At 41.2% G+C, this 21,040-nt stretch carries 36 protein-coding genes, 1 tRNA gene and 1 pseudogene; 2 read left to right on the forward strand and 36 right to left on the reverse strand.

Annotation, left to right across the window (positions count from 1 at the left end):
- Nucleotides 1–7: 7 nt before the first annotated feature.
- The 35 genes and pseudogenes from FC82_RS13875 to FC82_RS14030 all read right to left on the reverse strand — a co-directional run bounded on the left by FC82_RS13875 (nucleotide 8) and on the right by FC82_RS14030 (nucleotide 19,671).
- Nucleotides 8–211, reverse strand: a complete 204-nt coding sequence (locus FC82_RS13875) for a LysM peptidoglycan-binding domain-containing protein (protein ID WP_054759810.1) — start codon at nucleotides 209–211, stop codon at nucleotides 8–10.
- A 14-nt stretch (nucleotides 212–225) separates the two neighbouring features.
- Nucleotides 226–1,263: a major capsid protein gene (locus FC82_RS13880; protein WP_235809247.1), complete on the reverse strand. Its 1,038-nt coding sequence runs from the start codon at nucleotides 1,261–1,263 to the stop codon at nucleotides 226–228.
- A gap of 14 nt (nucleotides 1,264–1,277) precedes the next feature.
- Nucleotides 1,278–1,670, reverse strand: coding sequence for a hypothetical protein (locus FC82_RS13885; RefSeq protein WP_054759812.1), 393 nt, complete (start codon nucleotides 1,668–1,670; stop codon nucleotides 1,278–1,280).
- Between the two features lie 20 nt (nucleotides 1,671–1,690).
- Nucleotides 1,691–2,512 carry a capsid assembly scaffolding protein Gp46 family protein gene (locus FC82_RS13890; RefSeq protein ID WP_056997302.1) on the reverse strand — a complete coding sequence of 274 codons (822 nt, stop codon included), beginning with the start codon at nucleotides 2,510–2,512 and terminating at the stop codon, nucleotides 1,691–1,693.
- Nucleotides 2,513–2,666: 154 nt separating this feature from the next.
- Nucleotides 2,667–3,620 carry a hypothetical protein gene (locus FC82_RS13895; protein WP_054759814.1) on the reverse strand — a complete coding sequence of 318 codons (954 nt, stop codon included), beginning with the start codon at nucleotides 3,618–3,620 and terminating at the stop codon, nucleotides 2,667–2,669.
- A complete protein-coding gene (locus tag FC82_RS13900; RefSeq protein WP_054759816.1) occupies nucleotides 3,620–5,224 on the reverse strand; it encodes a phage portal protein in 1,605 nt (534 codons plus the stop codon). Before FC82_RS13900 ends, FC82_RS13895 begins: the two co-directional genes overlap by 1 nt.
- A 3-nt stretch (nucleotides 5,225–5,227) precedes the next feature.
- Nucleotides 5,228–6,175 (reverse strand): annotated as a pseudogene (locus FC82_RS13905) (PBSX family phage terminase large subunit); the annotation flags it as partial.
- Nucleotides 6,176–6,489: 314 nt separating this feature from the next.
- Entirely contained in the window at nucleotides 6,490–6,909 is a 420-nt protein-coding gene (locus FC82_RS13910; protein WP_056997304.1) for a phage terminase large subunit, read from the reverse strand.
- On the reverse strand, nucleotides 6,881–7,603 hold the full coding sequence (locus FC82_RS13915) for a helix-turn-helix domain-containing protein (protein WP_056997305.1): 723 nt from the start codon (nucleotides 7,601–7,603) through the stop codon (nucleotides 6,881–6,883). The genes FC82_RS13910 and FC82_RS13915 overlap by 29 nt, the downstream gene beginning before the upstream one ends.
- 48 nt (nucleotides 7,604–7,651) lie before the next feature.
- On the reverse strand, nucleotides 7,652–7,957 hold the full coding sequence (locus tag FC82_RS13920) for a hypothetical protein (protein ID WP_003560206.1): 306 nt from the start codon (nucleotides 7,955–7,957) through the stop codon (nucleotides 7,652–7,654).
- A gap of 1 nt (nucleotide 7,958) precedes the next feature.
- On the reverse strand, nucleotides 7,959–8,393 hold the full coding sequence (gene dut, locus FC82_RS13925; protein WP_054759820.1) for a dUTP diphosphatase: 435 nt from the start codon (nucleotides 8,391–8,393) through the stop codon (nucleotides 7,959–7,961).
- Nucleotides 8,386–8,673, reverse strand: a complete 288-nt coding sequence (locus FC82_RS13930; protein ID WP_054759822.1) for a hypothetical protein — start codon at nucleotides 8,671–8,673, stop codon at nucleotides 8,386–8,388. Before FC82_RS13930 ends, dut begins: the two co-directional genes overlap by 8 nt.
- A 141-nt stretch (nucleotides 8,674–8,814) precedes the next feature.
- Nucleotides 8,815–8,976: a hypothetical protein gene (locus tag FC82_RS16800; RefSeq protein ID WP_156405160.1), complete on the reverse strand. Its 162-nt coding sequence runs from the start codon at nucleotides 8,974–8,976 to the stop codon at nucleotides 8,815–8,817.
- 645 nt (nucleotides 8,977–9,621) lie between these two features.
- A tRNA-Met gene (locus FC82_RS13935) sits at nucleotides 9,622–9,693 on the reverse strand.
- 159 nt (nucleotides 9,694–9,852) lie between these two features.
- Complete coding sequence (locus FC82_RS13940; RefSeq protein WP_056997306.1) at nucleotides 9,853–10,362, reverse strand: ArpU family phage packaging/lysis transcriptional regulator; 510 nt, start codon at nucleotides 10,360–10,362, stop codon at nucleotides 9,853–9,855.
- Nucleotides 10,363–10,448: 86 nt separating this feature from the next.
- Nucleotides 10,449–10,625 (reverse strand): hypothetical protein, encoded by a 177-nt coding sequence (locus FC82_RS16805; RefSeq protein WP_156405161.1) that lies wholly within the window; start codon nucleotides 10,623–10,625, stop codon nucleotides 10,449–10,451.
- Nucleotides 10,626–10,814: 189 nt separating this feature from the next.
- The gene (locus FC82_RS13950) at nucleotides 10,815–11,303 is read right to left on the reverse strand and encodes a class I SAM-dependent methyltransferase (protein WP_056997307.1); all 489 of its coding nucleotides are present in this window, start codon (nucleotides 11,301–11,303) and stop codon (nucleotides 10,815–10,817) included.
- 11 nt (nucleotides 11,304–11,314) lie between these two features.
- Nucleotides 11,315–11,458: a hypothetical protein gene (locus FC82_RS17025; RefSeq protein WP_169790583.1), complete on the reverse strand. Its 144-nt coding sequence runs from the start codon at nucleotides 11,456–11,458 to the stop codon at nucleotides 11,315–11,317.
- Entirely contained in the window at nucleotides 11,448–11,888 is a 441-nt protein-coding gene (locus FC82_RS13955; RefSeq protein WP_054759830.1) for a YopX family protein, read from the reverse strand. Before FC82_RS13955 ends, FC82_RS17025 begins: the two co-directional genes overlap by 11 nt.
- 98 nt (nucleotides 11,889–11,986) lie before the next feature.
- Nucleotides 11,987–12,208, reverse strand: coding sequence for a hypothetical protein (locus FC82_RS13960; RefSeq protein WP_056997308.1), 222 nt, complete (start codon nucleotides 12,206–12,208; stop codon nucleotides 11,987–11,989).
- Complete coding sequence (locus FC82_RS13965) at nucleotides 12,208–12,405, reverse strand: hypothetical protein (protein WP_054759832.1); 198 nt, start codon at nucleotides 12,403–12,405, stop codon at nucleotides 12,208–12,210. Before FC82_RS13965 ends, FC82_RS13960 begins: the two co-directional genes overlap by 1 nt.
- A complete protein-coding gene (locus FC82_RS13970; RefSeq protein WP_054759839.1) occupies nucleotides 12,402–12,761 on the reverse strand; it encodes a hypothetical protein in 360 nt (119 codons plus the stop codon). Before FC82_RS13970 ends, FC82_RS13965 begins: the two co-directional genes overlap by 4 nt.
- Entirely contained in the window at nucleotides 12,754–12,969 is a 216-nt protein-coding gene (locus tag FC82_RS13975) for a hypothetical protein (protein ID WP_054759841.1), read from the reverse strand. The genes FC82_RS13970 and FC82_RS13975 overlap by 8 nt, the downstream gene beginning before the upstream one ends.
- The gene (locus FC82_RS13980) at nucleotides 12,966–13,175 is read right to left on the reverse strand and encodes a hypothetical protein (protein ID WP_056997309.1); all 210 of its coding nucleotides are present in this window, start codon (nucleotides 13,173–13,175) and stop codon (nucleotides 12,966–12,968) included. The genes FC82_RS13975 and FC82_RS13980 overlap by 4 nt, the downstream gene beginning before the upstream one ends.
- A 2-nt stretch (nucleotides 13,176–13,177) precedes the next feature.
- Nucleotides 13,178–13,885, reverse strand: coding sequence for a putative HNHc nuclease (locus FC82_RS13985; protein ID WP_054759844.1), 708 nt, complete (start codon nucleotides 13,883–13,885; stop codon nucleotides 13,178–13,180).
- Between the two features lie 106 nt (nucleotides 13,886–13,991).
- Nucleotides 13,992–14,852 carry an ATP-binding protein gene (locus tag FC82_RS13990; protein WP_054759846.1) on the reverse strand — a complete coding sequence of 287 codons (861 nt, stop codon included), beginning with the start codon at nucleotides 14,850–14,852 and terminating at the stop codon, nucleotides 13,992–13,994.
- 11 nt (nucleotides 14,853–14,863) lie between these two features.
- Complete coding sequence (locus FC82_RS13995; RefSeq protein ID WP_056997310.1) at nucleotides 14,864–15,664, reverse strand: Lin1244/Lin1753 domain-containing protein; 801 nt, start codon at nucleotides 15,662–15,664, stop codon at nucleotides 14,864–14,866.
- Nucleotides 15,665–15,679: 15 nt separating this feature from the next.
- Entirely contained in the window at nucleotides 15,680–16,519 is an 840-nt protein-coding gene (locus tag FC82_RS14000) for a PD-(D/E)XK nuclease-like domain-containing protein (protein WP_056997311.1), read from the reverse strand.
- Complete coding sequence (gene bet / locus FC82_RS14005; protein WP_065101494.1) at nucleotides 16,455–17,288, reverse strand: phage recombination protein Bet; 834 nt, start codon at nucleotides 17,286–17,288, stop codon at nucleotides 16,455–16,457. Before bet ends, FC82_RS14000 begins: the two co-directional genes overlap by 65 nt.
- The gene (locus tag FC82_RS14010) at nucleotides 17,281–17,598 is read right to left on the reverse strand and encodes a hypothetical protein (protein WP_054759851.1); all 318 of its coding nucleotides are present in this window, start codon (nucleotides 17,596–17,598) and stop codon (nucleotides 17,281–17,283) included. Before FC82_RS14010 ends, bet begins: the two co-directional genes overlap by 8 nt.
- Nucleotides 17,599–17,733: 135 nt before the next feature.
- Entirely contained in the window at nucleotides 17,734–17,880 is a 147-nt protein-coding gene (locus tag FC82_RS16810; protein WP_156405162.1) for a hypothetical protein, read from the reverse strand.
- A 4-nt stretch (nucleotides 17,881–17,884) separates the two neighbouring features.
- The gene (locus FC82_RS14015) at nucleotides 17,885–18,145 is read right to left on the reverse strand and encodes a hypothetical protein (protein ID WP_054759853.1); all 261 of its coding nucleotides are present in this window, start codon (nucleotides 18,143–18,145) and stop codon (nucleotides 17,885–17,887) included.
- Nucleotides 18,146–18,149: 4 nt separating this feature from the next.
- Nucleotides 18,150–18,662 (reverse strand): hypothetical protein, encoded by a 513-nt coding sequence (locus FC82_RS14020; RefSeq protein ID WP_056997312.1) that lies wholly within the window; start codon nucleotides 18,660–18,662, stop codon nucleotides 18,150–18,152.
- Between the two features lie 68 nt (nucleotides 18,663–18,730).
- Nucleotides 18,731–19,411, reverse strand: coding sequence for an antA/AntB antirepressor family protein (locus FC82_RS14025; RefSeq protein WP_056997313.1), 681 nt, complete (start codon nucleotides 19,409–19,411; stop codon nucleotides 18,731–18,733).
- Nucleotides 19,412–19,461: 50 nt separating this feature from the next.
- Nucleotides 19,462–19,671, reverse strand: coding sequence for a helix-turn-helix transcriptional regulator (locus FC82_RS14030; RefSeq protein ID WP_054759857.1), 210 nt, complete (start codon nucleotides 19,669–19,671; stop codon nucleotides 19,462–19,464).
- 133 nt (nucleotides 19,672–19,804) lie between these two features.
- Between FC82_RS14030 and FC82_RS14035 the strand changes: the two genes are divergently transcribed.
- Complete coding sequence (locus FC82_RS14035) at nucleotides 19,805–20,041, forward strand: helix-turn-helix domain-containing protein (RefSeq protein WP_054759859.1); 237 nt, start codon at nucleotides 19,805–19,807, stop codon at nucleotides 20,039–20,041.
- A gap of 87 nt (nucleotides 20,042–20,128) precedes the next feature.
- Nucleotides 20,129–20,539, forward strand: a complete 411-nt coding sequence (locus FC82_RS14040) for a hypothetical protein (protein ID WP_056997314.1) — start codon at nucleotides 20,129–20,131, stop codon at nucleotides 20,537–20,539.
- Nucleotides 20,540–20,673: 134 nt separating this feature from the next.
- Here FC82_RS14040 and FC82_RS14045 read toward each other — a convergent pair whose 3' ends face one another.
- Entirely contained in the window at nucleotides 20,674–20,922 is a 249-nt protein-coding gene (locus FC82_RS14045; RefSeq protein WP_054759863.1) for a helix-turn-helix domain-containing protein, read from the reverse strand.
- Between the last annotated feature and the right edge of the window lie 118 nt (nucleotides 20,923–21,040).

The following is a 21,040-nucleotide window of genomic DNA, read 5'->3' on the forward strand; positions in this document are numbered from 1 at the left end:
TCACCTTCTACTTAGCACCTTTTGAAATAATAAGTTTCTTTCCTGGCTTTAAATCTTCTTGTGGATACATCCGGTTAAGGTTGGCAAGCATACGTGTTGAGGTGCTGTTAGCCGTAGCAACTGCCCACAATTCGTCTCCTTCTTGAACAATGTAATAAACATTGCCATTTTCGGAGAAGTTCTTTGATGTATCAATTTGATCTGGAAACATGTAAATTCCTCCTTTTAAGCCGCCGTTGTAACGTCAAGAATAAACACTTGTTTAGCAACGGTAATTGTTGGCACAAATTTTTCATCGACAATGGTCTTGACAGTCACTGGATCTGAGGAAGCACTAGTTGAAAGAGAAACACCAGTATCAAAAATAGATACAGTCGTTCCTGAAACTGGAACACTTTCTTCCGGTGTTTCAACAAAATTCATTTGACCAACCGGATCATTGGCAGTCCCTGGTAAGAAAATAATCTTGCCATCTGGAATGAACTTTTCAAATGTACCGTTGTTATTCCATCCTTTATCATAAACAACTACCTGTAATCCTAGGAACGCTGAGAACCATTGCTCAACAACAGGCTGAGTAAGAATGCTTCCCTGTGGTGATACCGTCCCAGAAAAAATGGTGTTTTTTAGTGCGGCATTGTGCATCAAAATATACATAGTCTTTGAATTCATTAAGGCTCGAGTTAAAGCCGTACCAACTTTTTGCGAGGCAGTATCCTTAACACTACTGATGTCATCATATGGATTAGATGAATCATCAGTCCATACTTTAGCAACTGTCATATTCTGGAATGACTCATAGCCAAAGTCTGCCAGTTGATTACCCAGAAGTAGCTTGCCGTTCAAAAGTGCTTGGACAGCGTAATACTCGCGAGTAAACCGAGCACGTAAAAGTAAATTTGCTTGATCATCATACAGTTTCTTAGTGATGGTCAAAACCAAATTTTCGTCATTAGATGCAATGGCATTATTCAAATCCTTAAAATCGTACTCATTAAGGTTCAACTTGTTTTTAAATTTGTAAGTTGGCAATGTGCCAGTTTGAAGTGAGCCACGTTCAACAGGCAATGCTGCTGAATCTTCTTTGGTTAAATCAAGTGGTGCCGGATATAGATCTTGGCCGTTGATTAATTTAACATTATCGGCCTGCTGTTTAGTGGGGGTAAATAAAGCTTCCATCAAATAGGGAGCTGTGTATTGCGGATTAGTGTTCCAATAGCCCTGCAGGTAATTGGAAGTTAGTAAATCAAATGCAGTTGCCACGATATAACATCTCCTTATCGATTAATTAATTTAACGCCGGATGTCTTACCAGCGACCGCCTGTAATGCGGCTACAACAGTGCTATCAAGTAATTTCTGGCGCAAATAAACATTTTCAAACCAAATTGTTACGTCTGCGTCTCCTGCAGTAACATCTGTATCTGCAGCAACAACGCCCGCAAACACTTGTCCTTCCGCACCCGTAAATTCTGATAATTTGGTAACGCCTGCGGATTGATCGGCACTTAGCCAGTCAACTGCCGCACCAACTGGAGTACCTTGTAAAATAACTTTCTTACCATTGGAACCAGCAGTAACAGTTGAACTGTCAATTGTTCCTGGTAAGCCAACAGTTAAATCTTGCCGAACTCTTGGATCAGAGTTGGCAAAGTATTGTGTATCAGCCATAGGTTACATCTCCTATTTTTTTATTTATCAAAGAATTTTCCTTTAAATCTATCTGGATCTCCCAGCGTTTTTTTAGCAACTAATTCGCCAAAACTAGGAGCAGCATTATTTTGCTGTGTATTACTATTTGGAATTTGATTATTTTTAAACATGTTTTTCTTGGTAATCTTAACTACTCGATCAAGCATTGACTTGAAGTTGTCAACATTGTGCTTAGTTGTGTCAGGATCGTCACTAACCAGTGTGTCAACATCCTCGTTGGTAAATTGATACCCAGTATCTTTAAGCTGGTTAAGCACTTCACTGCGCATATCTGATCGATTCTTTTCAGCTTTAAGCTGCTTGTTTTCTTCAAGGATTTCATTGATTTTCTCTTGCTGTTTTTCATCGTCAGTCATTTGGGCGTACTTTTCGGCACTACTCTTGCCGACCTTTTTTCCTTCTTCAATGCCTTTTTTATGAGCACGGAACTCACGATCTTTCAACATTTTGTTAACTTCCGCTTGGGTAAAAGTCTTGTCATTGCTACTGTTATCGCCATTATTATCATCAGTGTTGTCATTTGACGATGTGTCATCATTATCTGCTTGATCACTATTACCATTAGTATTTTGATTGTTTTGATTCTGATTGGCATTATTGGTGACAGTGTCGACAAGCTTCTTAATAAAGTCTTGAGATGGTTGGCCGTTTTGATTACCAGAATTTGTTGCGGTGTTGTTGTTGGCATTCTGGCCACCTTCGCCACTTTCTCCACCTTGTGCACCAGGTTGGGATTGGCTACCTTCTTGGCCGGCGTCAGCAAAATACTGCAAATTCATGTTTAATTTATCTGATTCCATGTGTTACCTCCGTTTATAGCCTGTCGGCTGTTAATTCCTTGCGCAGTTTAATGTCTTAAGCATGTTTGGGACAAAGTGAAAAGCAATGAGATTCGCTCACTGCTCATCCTTGTTTTATTTCTCTTGAAAACCATCTGGGGTTGCGATTAGATTCTCATAACGAAACGTGTGCTATTTTGGTGCAACGACAGTTAGGATGGGAGTCATCAGGGATGCTTGGAGAGTTTGCATCATTAACAGCATACGGGCCATCATCAGCGATCTCCTCGCATTTATCACACGCTCCTGGTTGAGTTACCCAATCGAAATACGCGATTCCCTGCGAACGAAACACTGTCATAGTGGCACGATCAAGCACTCGAGCCCATTCAGTAACAATCAGTCGTTTAACATACGCATTATTAGTTTCAACCATCCCAGTAACTGTATGCGGTTTGGCGGTGCGAATACTCGGAAAAAGTTGACGAACATCAGATTGTTTTAATCCAGTTCGCAATGATTTAGCCACTAACGATTGAACATTATTAACCAAATCATCATTGTAGAGCCAAAGATTGTCACTCCACTGACTGCCATCAATTGTCTTATTGATAATCTTCTCAGAGTTACGCAGAATCTCTCGTTTAGGAATAGCCATTCTTTTGACAGTATCGGCACCGACTTTCCTGGCTAACCGATTGTTATTAAATTGGCGACTAACATCGCGCTTAAAATCACTATTCAATGTTTGATTAAGCAATTTGATTGTAGCGATTGTTGCTCCAGCGATGCTAAAACCAATTAAGGAATTTAATGTGTGATATCGATCAATCGGGGCATTTCTGGTATATTCTTTAGATCGATTTTGAGGCTGTGAATCATCAGTTATCCGCGCGTTGGCTTTAAAATGAAGCAGACGACGCCTGTCAGCATCGGAATCGCGCTTCAAAAGCTCAACATATTTTAGCAATCCGTCCACCCCATATTCAGCAATAAAAAAATTAAGATGATCTTCAATCTCTTGCAATGCTAACTGATAATAGTCATGCGATTGTCCACAAACTTTTAGATCATCCTTCAACAACTTAGCAATATACTTCTTCTCTTGAGCTTCACTAATCGGCTTCATTAATCATCACCTTTAGTCTGTGAAGTATCATTCTGGCTGTTATTACTATCACTATATGGATCCGGCATTCGTTTCTTGTTCTGCTCAGCCTCTTCATCTTGCTCAGCCGAAATCTTCTGCATTTCTTTCTTCGCATCTGGAACGTTTGAAAGTGACGCAATGGCTGTCTCACGTGAGGTAGTTGATTGTAACTCATTTGCTGTTTGAGCCTCCGCCAACAAATTATGCGGAATGGTGAAGTTAAACGTATACTCCAAATTATCGACATCATTAACGTCAATTCCTTGAGCTTGTAATGCACATGCCCAAATTTGCGTAAGGGCTTTTTTCATCTTGATTTCTTTGTTCAGCGCTTTGATTTTCATGGAGTGAATTTTAAAATCAAGTGCTTGTGCGGCCGATGTACTGAAATCGATATTGTCTAAATTCGGAATCTGTGCGACCTGATAAATAAAGTCAGTATCATGCTGAATCTGGTTCTCTTGTAATTGATCCCCAGTTGGTTTTTCCATAAATTCAGCATCAGGAGTTGGTAAAGCTCTCGACTCATCTGAATTTGCCCATGCTTTATCCAAAAATAGGTTGAGTACCCTGGATTGCTTAATATCATCAATTTGTTCATCAGATAATTCAGAATTAATCACTTTCAAAACACTAGCCGCAAACGAATCCGAATCGTTGGCCTTGGCACTCATGGCGCTATCTAAATCATCGACCAGGCTAATCAGATCATCAAACACGCCGATCCGTTCCTCGTTATCCATAATTTCTGCCATTGGTAGTTGATCAAATGGGTGTGCTAACTGATCATCCACTCCGGTGTCTGGATCAGGCTTTTCGTCAAAGGTTAATGAATCGTTAGCGGTAGCTGAATTGCTGAACGGCACGGTATCATTGACCTCAATTAATTGCCCATGTAAAGACTCATTGCCTTTATTGTCTGGATAGTAACTATAGGTCACGCCAAATAGCGGCTTATCTCGAATTGTGTTGTCATAAACCATAAACGTATTGAGAGGATCCAGGAAAGTGATATAGGGATAGGCCTTTTCGTCAGTGTATAGATACAGATAAGCGCGCCCATACACGCTTGACCATTTAGAAGCTTCCGTAAACACATCGTCCAAGACTTGATGTTTAGTCATTGCCGTGATCAAGTCATTAACTTTGTTGCTCTCCGCGGTTCCTTCATCAGATGGATCCTGATAAGCAATGTCAATTGGCGTGCCGATAAAATAACCGTTGAAAGAATCAACCAGTTTCTTGGGCATGTTCACGATGCGCCGATTATCTGGATCTCCATGAGGCGTTGGTTTGCGATTAAGAATGTTGATATGTCGGCCTTTGTAATATTGGCGCTTCATAACGTAGGTTGGCATCAGCTTTGTTCGATGCAGATTAATCATGTTAAACAAATCGATGGGATTGTCCTTGATATTTTGACTAGCGGAATAATGAAAGACGTCGTTATCATCAAGATAAGCACTGCCTGACAGATTAATGGTCTCGTCGTTCTTCCACCCCAAGTTCGAGGCATCCCGCCCGGAAATAAACGTATCTTGAATATTAGGATATTCTTTTTGTAAAATTTCACTAATTTTCATTAATTAAATACCTCGCTTAAACAATTTAACTTTGGCATTACGTTGTGGAGCAACCTTTAGCCCCAACATTTTTGCATTATCAATGGCAAAATACTTAAACGCATCAACAGTATGGTCGTTTTCCTTGACCACTTTAGGATTGTCACTATGAACCGTCTTCTCATCCCATTGGTATTGCTCATGCTGTTTGATAAATATTTGGTTTTCTGGTGTATCAAGATAGTACACACGCCCTTGTGCCAACAGGGATGATACATAATCGATCATGGTTGCCTCATCACTCTTAGCAACCCCATGCCAAACTTCGTTATATTCTTTAACAAATTTGTTTCGTAGAGCTCCTTCGGCCGAATCAATTGTTCGTTTGCCAATTGGTACTTGGTAATGCATTGAGCCTTCGAACGACTTAATTTCAGGAACCAGGTCACTAGGAGCTTTTTTACGAGATTGATGTTCAGGGCTGTAATAGTACGTGTGCAGCAAAATAACCTTACCTTCGGCGGTAACGCCAATTGCCAGGCAAGTAGTTGCTGAATTAATGTGCCCAGCATCGATTGAAAAGTAAAGATTGACCAATGGGTCGTCATCAAACAATTTAGTTAGGGGATGGAACAAGTTCATATTGTAAACATTGGTTCCCAGGCCAATTATCTTCCCAAGATATAGCCACTTGTAATACTCGGGGTCATTCTTTTTGTACGTTTCAATCAAGGCCAGTTGCTGTTCCTGGGTGATCCCGAGCTGATCATCTAGATACGTTGAAGTGTCCACATAGCATTGTGGGTTCTGTTCCTGGATAGCAATCCATTCATTAATCCAGTCATAGGGATTACGTGGTGGATTATAGCTATAAAATACCTTTACATCATTAACCCAGGGAGATTTTTGCCGAATAAACGTTGGATTGGTCTGGTCAAATACTTCTGCACTCTTAAAGTTGGCTGCTTCTTCACATTGTGTTATGAACGTCCCGTTTCCGAACGATCTCTGTATGTTTCCATACAGTTCAGACTATATATTGACTGCTAAACAGTCCTCCCTCTTTCAGCCTCACTTAAGGCTTACTCTACTCATCGCACAAAAAAGCAGACATTTCAGTCTGCTTGAACGCTTTCGATAGTCGTTACACGTTTTTTATTTACCAGCAAGTATTTCTTCAATGTTGGGGTAATGCTCTCAAAATTTCTGGTAAATAAACATTCGCTCGGTATTGTCCGCGACTTTCACGTTTGGAGTTTCACCGAATTAAAGGAGTTTAATGTGGCCTAAAGATTAAACCACAGAGCAATAACATTTTGGATCGTGTTTGATTTCAGTTTCTCAGGCTTGTCACCGCCGTAAAAATAGAACGCACTGCCCGATGAAATATGGGTGATGCGCATTGGTGAAACTGAATATTTAAATTCATCTGTCATATGAAGCTTGTCAATTGCCCAACAAATTTGTCCATATACAGAATCACGCAAGTTAACCGTGTTTTCCCGAATGCAGACGACGTTCGCTTTATGGCCTAACTGGGCCTGCTTCTTGAGCATAGTCAACAGCTTTAAGCTAATGGTTGATGATTTGAACGAACCACGACCGCCCTTAGCAATAATGTAAGGACGTTGGGTAGACCATAACTTCTTAAAGTGCGGATTAACAAGCTGTGATATTTTAATCACTCGCTTGGTTTTCGTTATCATCATTAACACCTCCCAAATCGTCAACTACCAGCGTCCCATCTTCATGATGTTCAACTTTTTTAATTTCTTTTGCCTTCGCTTCAGCAATTTCAGCCTCAGCACTCGTTTTACGTGCCTGTACCTTGGATGATTTTTTCAATCCAAGGACATCAGTAATATCTTCGAGGGACTGGATCATGGCATCCGCCGTTGCTTTCCTGACACCATTGGTTAGAATGTCAGCCTTAGATTCATCATGCAGGAAAGTATATGAGTCAACCACACTGTCAATTGACCAATTATACTTGCGAGCTATCTCTTGGGAAATCTGAGTTATTCTGAGTTTAACTTTATCGTTTTTGGCAAGCTTCGGCCCATTCGTCATAGCTGTTGCCAGTGAAGGCTTAGTTGCTGAATAAGCTTCTTGATATGCTCGGTATAAAGGAATTCTCTGACCGCCAACCAATTGTGCAAACAATTCTTGTTGGGGAGTTAATTCATCAGAATTATCTTCTTTTTTGTGTGCACCCTTTTTCGGTTTTGTGTGCACCCTTTTTGCCGTTTTGTGTGCACCCTTTTTATTTTGTGTGCGTTGCCAACCGTATCGTTTTTTCCATGATTTAACCGTGTTTATCGATACTTGGTACTTTTCAGCAATGTCCTTATACTTCATTCCTGATAGATAATCCTTCTCAGCTTGTTTCTGGTTATTCATTACATATCACCACACCTCCTACATTCTATGTATTAAAAGTCAACACAATTATTCACCACGGTATGGCGGTGTGATATTGCTACCAAATGTCTCTGTTAGCGCGAAGAAGTATCGATAATCTTCATTGACATTGTCATATTGACTAATTGTATCTAGTGACTTGGCCATAATCTCAGCAGCCTGCTGAATTCCTTTGTCAATCGTGCCGTTATCTAGCTTCTTTTGAACAGCACTTGTGTCCAGTACGGCATCTCTCAATGTCTTATTTATCTCCGTACTAAATTCGTCTTGAATCATGCTAACGATTGCCGATTTATTAAACCTTTGATCACCTGAATTGAACATTTTTGTCATTTTAATTCCTCCCAGTTGAACCGAAACCGTTACTACCACGGTCACTGTCATTTAGTTTGTCGCATTCAATAGACTGTACTGAGGCATCACGCCGAATAACCAACTGGCAAACCTTATCGCATTTGTTAATTTGATTAGGCCGATTAGATAAGTTAACGAAAATCGCCATGATTTCACCACGATAGCCAGGGTCAACCGTTCCGAGAATGCACTTTAATGGTGTCCTAAGACTCATCCCTGACCTTGGTCTAACTTCAGCTGAATATCCTTTGGTTAACTGAATTGAAATCCCCAAAGAAATTCTTTTCGTTTCGAATGGTGCAAAATAAACAGTTTGATCAGCATATAAATCAAAGCCGGTATCATCTGGATGTGCCTGATGTGGTGCCATGGCAGACGGGGTCATTTTTTTATATTTAAGGATTACCTTAGGCACGTTCCCTCATCCTTTCCTGCTTATGTCGCATGTCGTCTGTTAACCGTTCTTTAAATGGTGTCTGTAATGTGGAATTAATATTATTAACATCTTCTGAACTATACATAACACCACTAGCAAATTGAGCCTCAGAACTAAATATAATCAAAAATTCAATTCCATCAATATAATATTTAGCAACCCCGTTTATAAGCTTTCCCTGCGCATAAATATATTTCATCTTAATGTCATTGCTTGGAGACTTTTGTTTAAAATAATCTCTTAACTCATCGTATCTCATTTTATTTTCGCCTCTATACAGGCTTTTCCTTTTAGTCTAAACTCATTCAATTTACGTGCCTGTAAAGCTTTACGCTTGCGATCCTTAATTTTGGACTTCTTGTGACTCTTCGTATGTTTATTATGCTTACTCATTGAATGCTCAAAACTCCTCCGCAATTCTCTCTACCGTTTTTTGTTTAGCCTGTTTAATTGCTTTTTTGACCTTCACCGCATTTCCACATGCATCAATAGAAATGTCGTAATGATCTTCTAGCTTCTGCTTACGAGCCTTCATCCGCCTAAAACCTGCTGTATTTGTCATTGCAAGATTTCTCCTTTTTGTGCAAATTAAAAGCGCCATGCTGTTTAGCACGACGCTGCTTTTGCTTTAATTCACGATCTAATTCACTAAATACCTTGAGTTCTGTCGGGCTCACATATCCATACTTGCAGTTAATCATCTTCATGATAACCACCACGCCATGATTAGTGCCAGCACACAAGCTACGATAGCCAGCACATCATATTTATCTATTTTCATACTGACACCTCCAATAGTTGTATGTTAGAATTCAGCTGAGACCTTGTGTCTCAAATATATATCTTGTGCCAAATGTCATACGTTACCCACTAGAAAATAGTGGGTCTAGTTATGCTCTTTTACATAATACGTGTTATTATAACTTTGGACAGCTTAAGCGTACTCTTGAGTTGTCTATTAATAAATCGGTTTGTTTACATTGCCGCCCACCAGAAATGGTGGGTGTTTTTGCGCTAAAAAGTGCTATTATTGTGTCGGGAGTAAGTGCATTACTTCCAACGAATACTAACCAATTTTTCCCAACACCTGCCAGAAATGGTGGGTGTTTTTGTATATAAAAAAGCCGGCACTGCTCGGCCGACTTTATAGCAAGGGAAAATTTAGCTGCCCGTCAGAGAGGAGCTTCACCTCCAGGAATACGGGCAATTGCGAGTGCCGGAGTTGAACCGACAAAATTCTGCTTATGAAGCAGTTAAGCAACCGTTGCTTGAACTCGCGATCATGACCGTTTCACAACGGCCAACAACATTTAAGAAGACTACGCAGTTTCATGACTTACTTCATGCGTATCACTCACATTGGCATACTATTAATTTACACCCAAAATCAGACGTAAACGACGGATTATGAACGAATCATGAACGAATCATGAACGGATTATGAACGAACTTTTTCGGCAATCAATTGCTTACGATCTGGATAAATTCTTGCAAATGCCAACAACGCGCTATTTTGATGGTCATTAAACGTTGTTTTGGGCAATGGGGTCCCATCATACTGTTCCTTTATATAAGACTGTTCCCCCAACTTCATGCAACATTTAACTACCCGCCATCGCTTAATATAACGATACTCAATCACTGTGGCCAGATAACTAGTCCAGTCATCAATGTCATGCATGGTCGTGAGTGTGCCATCAACCATGGCAATCTGATGAGTCAACAGATCGCGCTGTCTTTGTTCTTTGGCCAATTCATTTACTAAACTTTCCTCAGTCCCATTAACGTTTGTAATGCTGTGTGGCATGCCATCGTACGTGACACCTGATAAAGATGTATTCAGCCTAATAGTCGCTAATTCAAGTTTGAAAGTATGATACTGTCTCAATAATCGTTTAACATTTGCTAATGTCGCCCATTCGTCCCAGCTCTTAAAACAGTCGTTCAAACCGCCCACCCCTTGTCATGTCAATGCTTTTAGAATATAATATTAATCGTTGTGTAGTATTGCCATTCCTTTTGGGGTGGCTTTTTTTATTGGCCAACTTTATACTTTTTGATTTCTTCTACTAACTTCTTGTTAGCCACTCGTAAGTCATTAGTTGCTTGTTCTATCAGATGGACGCTGTTTTGTGAATCAAACTTGATGGCTACATCTCGATTAGCCTCGGCACGTCCTACTGATATGGCTGCTTCAATTACTTCATGCATTTAATCACCCCTACTTAAATTTTAAAATGTTATGAACAATGCTATAAACTAGAATTATAATGGCCGCCCACTTTGTCCAGCCCTTGCTCAATACATATGGCCCAATATTAAATTCACCGAACATAAATATTAATAGGAACATAATTTCCATGCCAATACCCACGCCCGAAAGTAGCGAGTCCCATTTCATTAGGCAACATCCTTCGTGAAAACGATCCAGCGTGTTTTACTTCGCTTATCTCCGAACAACGGCTTGCATTCACATAACGACAAAACCTTTTTCATTGGAATCTGTTCGGTATTCCACTTGAATATAAGCGTTCCGTGCGGTTTTAGAACACGTATACATTCAGAAAACCCTCTGCGCAAGTCATCTTGCCAAGAATCTCGATTCAGTGTTCCGTATTTCTTGGCAAGCCAACTTGTTTTCCCTGCCCTTATTAAATGTGGCGGGTCGAAAACAACCATATAGAACTGGGAATCCTCAAAAGGCATGTTGCGAAAGTCCGCAATAACATCTGGTTTGACAGTAAGAAGTCTCTCCTTGTCACCATCTTTTGTAAGATAGGTTCCAATGGAGTATGTTTCTTCCCGGTTGTCCATAAAGGTTACAGTTGGGTTATCCTTATCAAACCAGCACATTCTTGATCCACAACAAGCGTCCAAAATTGGTGTCATTCGATAGCCTCCTATCCCGTATAGTCCTCGCTAAGATGCTCAATTTCAAACAGTGCAACCATTATCCCTTCTGCCAGTTTATCATCACCGTTTTCTTGTTCCCTCTTTTGGTCTTTAATCAATCGACGTTCTAATTCTTTTAGTTCATCGCTCATGCTGTTCCTCCAATAATTCTGGGTTCTCGTGTACGTTACCGATTATTTCAGGGAATGTTTGTGGATACTTAATTTCGTTATCCCATTCGCCTAAACAAGCATAAAATTGCTTTTCTCCCCAGAAAAATCCTGCATACTCCTCTCGCCACTCAGGGGTTATATAGTCAGTCACACTACTTCCACATATCACAGACGATGTGGCTAAAATGTCACCCTCGTAGATTTCCTTGCCATTGGCATCTTTCAGTCCGGTATACTGTTCTAAAATTAACCCATCACCATCATAAGAATATTCCTTTGATCCCTTAGATCCTCTATCGTCTAAGTAACAATGCACTTGAGTCCCCTCAATTGGTCCATCAAAACTAAGTCTATATACTTTGAGCATTCGTTTCTCATTAATGTCCCATGCTCTAAATTTTATATCCATCATTCGCCCTCCAATAGATAATTAATGCTATCTAGCTTTGATAAAATATTGTCGGTTTCCTCTTTCTCGTATTTTTTGACAAGTTCATTACGAATGTCTTACCAATTAGTGTATTTGTTTAGGATCTCTTGGCTGTCAAACATACCATTACCGCCGTAATAGTCCGTTTTGAAATATATTTTTTCCTTGCTATTTGTTAAAACAAGTTCATTTACCAATTCACTGTGTTCACGGAAAAAATTATTAAATCCACGAAAATATCCATCTGCACGTTCTTCTGCCTTGGTATGAATACGTTTTTCTAAGATCGATTTATCCATCATTCACCCTCCATATCTTTAACCTTGACCACACCGTTCAGAATTTTGGCTACTTTGTGACCAATAAATTTGCCATCCTGTTGACCAAAGCACGCTGCCTCATTGGCATTTTTACTAAAGCTAAAACACTCTGAACTAAAGTTACTAAGGTAATACACGTTGCTATCTCGTAAATCCGTAATACTAATTGTTTTCATTTATGGTTTTCGCTCCCATTTCGATAGTGGCGCCGTTGTTCCGCATTACTAATCCGCTTATGCTTGATGGTGTTAAGGCCCATCACTGCTAACCGCCTGGTTACCCAGATGTGATCATGACCCATTAGACGGCCAATTTTACGTGCATTGTGAACGCCATGATCCCAATAGTATTGAATCTCAATCACATCATCATGACTAATCGTGGCACTAATTGTTGGATACCTAACTTGTGGATCGTCTTCGTTACCAATCGCGGACTTTCTAAGCTTACTTAATACCGGATTATCTTCTGGCACTAAATTAATATTGCCATATTGTTTTTCTAGCTTATTTAAAGCCTCGTAATCAAGCATTATTATCACCCTTCCGCTGTTGTGCTATAAGGTCTAATTTACCGGCTGCGGGATCAGTCCAATACTGACTGATCACCTGGCGTTTCTTATCTTCAAACAAATAACCGCCGGTAGGTGCATGCCGAATATTAAAGGGGTGCAAATGCCACTGCCTAGTTAGGCCTCTCACCTGTCTATATTCACGGATCGTCATTGTTTCATCTTTCATGCCTTCACCTGCTTAGCCTGCTGATTTTGGGTCCATTGCTCATCGAGTTCAACTAGCGTATGAATCCCAGCTTTTAGCAAACGAGTACGTTCTCGAACTATTCTGCTTGATTCCAACCACGTTGGTTGCGCCGAATGACCACCGATATTAGCATAAATTTTGTGACCGTTTTCCATTCGATAAATTGCGAACTTGTGTTCTGCCATTATTATGATCCCCTTTGATTAGCGCTATAGTTACCCTGCACGCCGATTCTTTTTAGTGTGTCGGCGTCTAGCTTGATACCCGCTGTCGTTACATGGTGCTTATATGCAAAGGCTGTTGGCCCGATTGTTTCAATTTCAGTATGGTGTTCTCGACATAAACACATTACATGCCGCTTTGTGTGGTCCACGTGGTTACGGTTGACTCCACTGCCAATCACGTCCACATGATGGATATCCGCATGCTCAGCACCACAGACACAGCAAACTCGGTGTCGACAACATTCAAACATGTAATATGCCTCGTTTCTGGGCAATAGTTCATAGCCTTTTTTGAACGGCACCCGCCACGTAAACATGAAATCGATGACGAGGTCTAATAATATATTCCCATCACTCACCGAGTTTGTGGAATCGTCTGCCAGACTGATTTCCTTGCCGTCCGAGTATATCGAATATTGCATGTAGAACAACTCTTTGAGAAAATCCTTTGGCGTTATTGACCATTCCATGATGTCGTTCAGCAGGGCGAAGAATAAGCGTCTCTGTGCCGGTCTCACCTTACGGGTATCAGCCAGCTCCCAATCCATGTAGAACTCGCTGGTCGAACCCGCCACAGTCTCGATATGGTCAAGGTTCGGTGCTTCGTCCAGCTCTGTGACGAGATATTGCTTGCCGTCCTGTTCAACTAATGTCGTCCTAGATCTCTGCAATGCATCACCCCTTGTATCTCTCGTCCATCTGGATTGTACCTGGAACGCTGTCACCCATTTTTATGGGGTCTGTTTCAGTTATTTTTTTCTAGCATTGCGATTCCTCCTAGTGATTCATGCGGTAATCCTTGATACCGGTAAAGTCCATCGTGTGACCCATGACGTGAGCTGTAATTCGACTAACAACACGATCACCGTAGATACGCTTTAAATCGACGCCTACGCGGTTTGTCGTAATGATCGTGGGTTTATTCTCACGTGCTCGGAAAATACCAGATACCGTGTCTAAGTTGAACTGTGAGGCTGAATAGTTATTCGACCCGTCCCCAGCTTCGGAGCCTAGGTCGTCAATGACCACTACATCGGCTTTGCTGATTTCAGCCATAGTGCCTTGGTTGTAACGAGCAAACTCGTTATCATCGCCGAAACCTATCTTCATGTGCTTTATCAGCTCCTGCAAGTCGATGAAGGCCACCTTCTTGCGGTAATTGGACTGTTTGAGTACCTCGTACAGGATTCCCATTGCCAAGTGCGATTTACCAACCCCCGTGGAGCCGGTAAATACCGCGTGCACCGGTTGACCTGAACCGATGTCCTTAGCAACGCGCTTCGCAACGCCAAGCGCTTTCTGCTGGTCAACAGTGCCGGCGTGGAAGTTTTCAAAGTTCTTATCCAGCACGTCCTTATCAGTCAAGACCGACGTATGAGCAAGATACATGATGGCGTCGCTTCGGTTCGCTTCGTGGGTAAATTCGGCGTCCTGTTCGCGTTGACTAGGTACGTGGCCATTGACACGGTACCCGCAGTTTGGACAAGCCGGTTTGCACATAGCCTTTTGGGTATCAGGATTAAAGGCTTCAAGCATGTCATACCCGCATTCGGGACACGCTCCGGCGTTCCGGAAACGATTTCGTAATGCTGGAATCGCCGCCATGATACCCGTTAGATCTAACGTTTTTTCTGGCATTTATAAGCCTCCTAAAACGGAATATCGGAATCATCGAAACTGCTATTGGACTGGCTAGCTACAAAGCCACCCCGACTATTCGCTTGCTGATGCGGTGTCATGTCGTACTCGTCAGACCATCTGCTATCGTCTAGCCAGTTACTTGCCATAGCTGAGAACGTGTGTGTAGCCTTAATAAACTTGGCATAGCGTTTAGCGCCCTGTAACAGTTCATCAACGCTTGCACCCCCTAAGCGAGCTTCATAATAGGCTTTGCTGGCATCCTGCTTTTTCTCTTTTTTGGGGTATTCATCCCAAAAATCGATGAAGTCCATGAGAGTGTCGTTTTCGGTTATCTCTTTTTTACTTCCCTTTTCTTTTCTTTCCTTTACTTTACTTTCCTTGCCATCACTTGATGGTGGCTTTGCTATAGCATTGCCATTTTCAGTTGATGGCTTTGCTATAGCATTGCCATTTTTATCTTTGTTCCATCTCTTACTTGCGCCTTTTTTACCGGCTGCTGCTCGTCGTTTGGTTTTTTCATCCTTGATCGACATTCGTTTGTTGAAGCCTTCGGAGTAGAAGTACTTACCGTTTTCGGTAAAGGCAAATAACCCAAAATTTTCAACAACGGCTTTTATCTGCGAAGCATCAACACGAAGGTCAAAGGCTATAGCGTTATAATCTTTGATACTCATGTAGTCGTCTTCATCGCGTAGTCGCTCTAAAAGCATGAAATAAATTCCATAACCAGCAGCACCCAATTCCATTCGTACTCGTAAAAGCTTGTTAGAATTTCTGGCGTTGCTATCGTGGGAAAAGTAACCGTTCATCTTTCCCCCACCTTCCTAATCAACCAGATCCTCAATGGAAATAATGTCGCCCAGCGTCTTAGTGCTCCGGCAATAGTCGCATTGCTCACAGCGAGTGGGTTCCGCCTTGCCATGCCTAACGTCTAAAATATGCTGTTGACCTGCTTTGACGTCGTCTAAAGCCCAGTCAAGCTGTTCATCGGGAATCGATAACACCGCCTTATCGGGCGGGTCTTGTTTCGTGACACCCACGATGTACGGAGTGCACTCAATGCCGAACGTCTGCTTGATCAACTCTCTGTATACCGCCATTTGAAGCTGGTAGTTGTACTTGGTGACAAACGGTACATATTTGTGTTCGTCGGTATCCCAATATTTCATATGGAGGTCACGAGTCGTTTTTAAATCAATGAAGTAATTATTGTCGAGATTCAGGCAATCGATTTTGCCTTTCCACGGTACCCCTTCAATCTTGCCGGTGACGATCACTTCTTTGTCGCCTTGATAGAACTGCTGGAACGTCTCGTCTTCATCAAGGGTTTTAATCATCATCTCGGCCTGCTGATAAGGTTTCAGTAGCTTGTACGGCTTACGTGAACTCTTGATCTCATCCTTGTGTTCCTCGATAAAGGCTTCGTGAGCTGCCGGTGATTCAAAGTAGCTGTGGAGGTAGTTGCCAACGAGGAGCGCTGTGGCGTCCATCTGCGCCCATTGGCCAGCTTGCTCGGCTAATGCTTCAGCCTCACAGGCTTGGTACCGTTTGTAAACGGTGGGCGATAGATAGATATCGTCTGTCCAACGATCATAGTAATTACTTTTCGTTAACGGCTTCGAAGATGCTTTGTTGTTCTTCGTCGGAGAGATACTGGTCGTCATGCGGATCACCACCTTTATTTACGATGTCGGGTTCAGGTTCTTTAGCTGAATCGGGCTTAGCTTGCGTTTCTGCGGTAGGCTTGTCGTCTACTGATTTAGCTTCCTGTGTCTTTTTAACCGTTTCGCTGACTGCTTTACTAATGATATCTTTAACGTTGCTAGGCGTTGATTCTGTCGCTTGTAAAGTCTGTCGCGCGTTCGCGTGGTCATTGGGATTCTTGTCATCCTCGGTATACATATCACCTAGTGTTTCTGGAAAGGCTTCTCGTAATGCGTTAACCATGGCTGACTTACGAATCATGTTATTTGGCATTGACTTCCACGTTGCCTGTGACTTACTAAATTCCTTGAAGTCGATTTCGACGTGTGTATCGTCACGATCATCACGTTTAACGGTCGCCCAGCCACCAATCAACACGTCTTTCGGTAACTTCACAGCACCGTTTAATTGCACGATTTCATCACCACGAGCGACCATGATGCCAGCCTTGATCCCCTTGTAATGTGGGTCGCTGTTGGCCCGTTTCATAAATGCTTCTTTGCTGGTGATGATGGAAGCCGGCGAGTTACCAAATTTAACTAGATATGCTTCGTTAAGAAACGGGTTTAAATGCTGGTATTTCGCTAGATTCATGAACATGACAATTTCTTGTTCGGTGACGTTACCGTTTCCTCTCACTAGGTATTGTTTGACCATTTGACCGCTTAGCTTAACCTCTTCGCCATTCGCTTTGTAGATGATCGGCGTGTTTAAAATTCCTTCACTCATGTGGTTGACCTCCTGTTTTTTTCATTTCTTCGTGCCAGTCCTGGCAGAAAATATTGTCCTGTACGTAAATGACGTAGCTTACTTCAGGAAAGGTGGTCACCAGTGCTTGAACTAATTCGGCATAAGTGTCATAGCCGCTCTCACCATATGGTTCCAAGTAAGCATTAATATTGTCCACGTCATCTAAGATAAAAGTAGCATCGTCTACCTGCCAGTAGTAGCTAAAATCGGCTAGTTCATAGCCTTCGGTGTCTTTTCTAACCGCCTGCTTATCCAGGTCTTCCCATTTATGCCAGGCTATTGAAATCATTAGATCAACCTCTTTTCTTTGATCTGGCCGCGAAATGTTGATTGAAGTAATACGCCATTGCGTGTACAATTGAAATGTAAAATGTTTACCAATGCGTAGATGTTAGCTTGCTCTGAGTGGCCGCTCAGAGCTTTTTTATTTGCCCTCAATCCCGAAAAAATCATCGGTGAAGTTTTTAAATTCACGTTTCACATCCCCTTTCTGATACCGGACGTAGATACCGCCGGCCAGCATAGTGACGACTACGATTAAAACGATGATGCCAAAGCCTAATGTTTCCATGTGCTCATCTCCCAGCGTGTGGCCCGTATTTGTGCTCCAACATCAAGCGGTCTAAATCGTAACGATCTACGCGATTAATACCACCAATCTTGATAACGTCAACTAAGCCTTGCTTGCGCCATTTATCGAACGTACCGCCTGTGACACCCACATAAGTTGGCGCGTCATGTAACTTCAAGTATCGAGGCTGTAATTCATCGGCCATTCGGTCAGCGATTAGGCTTAGGAGCTTCGATACATCTGGTAATTCCTGAACCTCTTCCATGTGGTCATCCCCCGCATTTTTCATTGAATTTCTTGATAAGCTCATTTGCGTCAAGTCCTACATATTTGCAAAATGTCAGTAGTTCAGTGATTTCTGAACCAATCTCTTCCATCAATTGTTCTACATAGTTATTGATACATTCATAGTCCTTACCCGTGCGATGTTCCTTGGGAACCGCCGCACTCTCGAACGCCTTATCTTGAACCTCTTGCCGATCGTGCTCTTCCTTCTTTTGGTCTGCTGTCGTAGCAAATAAATCTTTGCTAACGCGTTTGCTTTCCTTAAATGAGAGAATGTTGTAATCGGCTCGGGCCAGTGAGTAATGAAGTGCGACGCTGTGAATCTCTTTAGCGACGGTCTTCATAATGCTGGAGTCCATCTTGTTCTTGCCGTTTCTCCATCTTGTGACGGACGATTTAACAACCGGAATGGATTTGGCTAGCTTAGTAGCGGTAATTTCGTGTTGCTTGTCGTTCAAGGCTAAGTCGAGTTGGACTGCTTCCTTACGTTTCTGCATGGATTCACCTCCTTTCAGCAACTTAATTTACTGATATTGTCTCCTTTATTGGATATATTGGAGACAGGTTAAGCTAGTTGCTTAATGAGTGCCAGCGTCGCAGTTGACGGTACCCAATTGCTCACGTAATCCTGAACATTTTGGAAGTCACCCTCGCGAAGCTGTGAACGTGTTTGGATACCAGTAATCTTCTTAACACCGCCATTGATGTCCTTGTACAATTCGCGACGTTGTTTCATATTCAAACCTGTTTGCTGAGCATTAATGAAGTTATTGATGGTCTTGCTAATAGCCTTAGATAAATAGTTGTATTCGCCTGGAGCAAGAAACTGGTTATCTTCTAGATCAGTTACGCGACTGTCGATTTTTTCTATCCGCTGGGTTTGGTCGTTAGTAACTTGCATAACTAGCTGCAATCGTTCAGCGGGGCTTTGTGGCAGTTGAGCTTGCTTTTCCATGTGAATGAAATATCGTCGAGCTTGCTTACCTTTCTTAGTTCGTTGGATCATGGATAACTCTTTTGCCATGTCCAAAGTTAAAGCATGATTTACCTGTGGGCGACCGCCTTGAGGTTTCGTACTTTTTTGTTCAAAACCTGCAAAATCAACATCTTCAGTAAATCCATATTCGATTATTCGTTGAATCCAAATTCGATATGGTGTTTCAACTTCGAGGAAGTCATGCAAGTCCCGACCGTCGACAGCAACGGAACCGTTACTTCGTTTGAACGTCTTAATTAGTTCTTCCATTTGTATCATCCTTTCGTTCTTTGAAAACTAAATGTTTTTTATTGCTTCCACTACTTGGTCACCTCCTTTTCAGGTAATAAGTCCTCTGCATCAACTCCCAAGGCCTTGGCAAGCTTAATTGCAGTTATAAGACCAGGTGTTTTCGTAGTGTTTTCAATTCCACTAATGGTTGTTTGTGGAACCTTACTTAAATCAGATAGCTTAGCTTGAGTAAATCCTTTTTGGCTTCTCAACAAGATAAGCTTTTCACCTGTTGTCATTTGATCACCTCACCTTTATTACTCTTTAGAGTATATACTCAATTGGTTTAATTGTCTACTCTTTTGAGTAACTTTCTTGAAATAAATAATGTTATGTTTGATTCATACTCAATTGAGTTAGGATGTGATATCTATGGATAAACAACACAGCGAACTTTTTAAAGAACGGTTATATTCTTATATGAGAGAAGAAAACATAACATTAAATCGGGTTGCTACTCTTTCTGGAATGGCAACAACTACATTAAGCAACATCGTAAATCGTGGATCAGCTCCAAGAATTGATACAGTTTATAAAGTTTGCAATGGTTTGGGAGTATCATTTCACGACTTCTTCGATTTTCCGCCCTACAACGAGGTGGAAAAATGATTTCATTTGCCTACTTTGAAAATTGAATTTCTTCGTCACCTTTTAGTGGGATAATTAAGTTATTCCATTAAAGGTGGTGAAATAAACATGAACTATAAATCGTTAATTTTTTCAGCTCTTGCCAATACCCCTAAGGTGATTGGTAACAATAACAAAGCTTTATTTGTGACATCGGATAACCTAATCAGCGGTATTCAACTAGAAGATCCATCAGAGCTTGGTGATTCTCCCGTTTACGAGGAACTTTATAAAGCCTTTTTGAAGGAAGAAAAAGAGAGTGTCAAACTCATTTCTGAGTTATCTAAAAAGGTCGACTTTGATAAGACCACTGAGGATAAATTAAGAACAGAAACTTTAAGCTCTCAAAATGAATTGATTTATTTAAAAGATGTTACAATTCAAGCAATTTCGACTGGAAGAGAAGCTTCTATTCCATTTTTAGTGTTAGATTCTAGTAAAATAATTGGCATGACGATTGGAACCGCATCTAAAGGTTAAATGGTTCATTTTTTCGCCGTAATTGAAATATCATGACGCTCTTGGTTACTAGCGATAGCCTTGAGCGTTTTGTTTAATTCGTGTAACTCATCAATTAGTGCGTCTGCCTGTTGCTCATTCATTACTTCACCTCCTTACGTGCTTGGTTCCTGCGCGGAATGTTGAGATTTCGTCAACGATTCAACAAAAATTTTTTTGCTAGGGATTTTTAATACTTTTTCTATTATTGGAATCTCACCAACTTGAAAATTCAAATCTCCATTTTCACGCTTATAATAGCTAGATTTGTCATGCAATCCAATAAAATCAGCCATTTGTTGCATTGTAAAGCCTTCATATTTTCGCTTTTTCTTAATCAAGTCAAGATTGATTTCATATTTCATTAAATCACCTCCGTTTCGATTATCTCAACTTACAATTTATAGTATACGTTGAGATTTTAGAAACGTCAACCTATTAGTTGCGATTTTTTCAACTTTTCGTATCTTTTTTAGAAACTTT

Origin of the sequence: Secundilactobacillus collinoides DSM 20515 = JCM 1123, assembly GCF_001435975.1 — a bacterium.
GTDB classification, from domain to species: Bacteria; Bacillota; Bacilli; order Lactobacillales; family Lactobacillaceae; genus Secundilactobacillus; species Secundilactobacillus collinoides.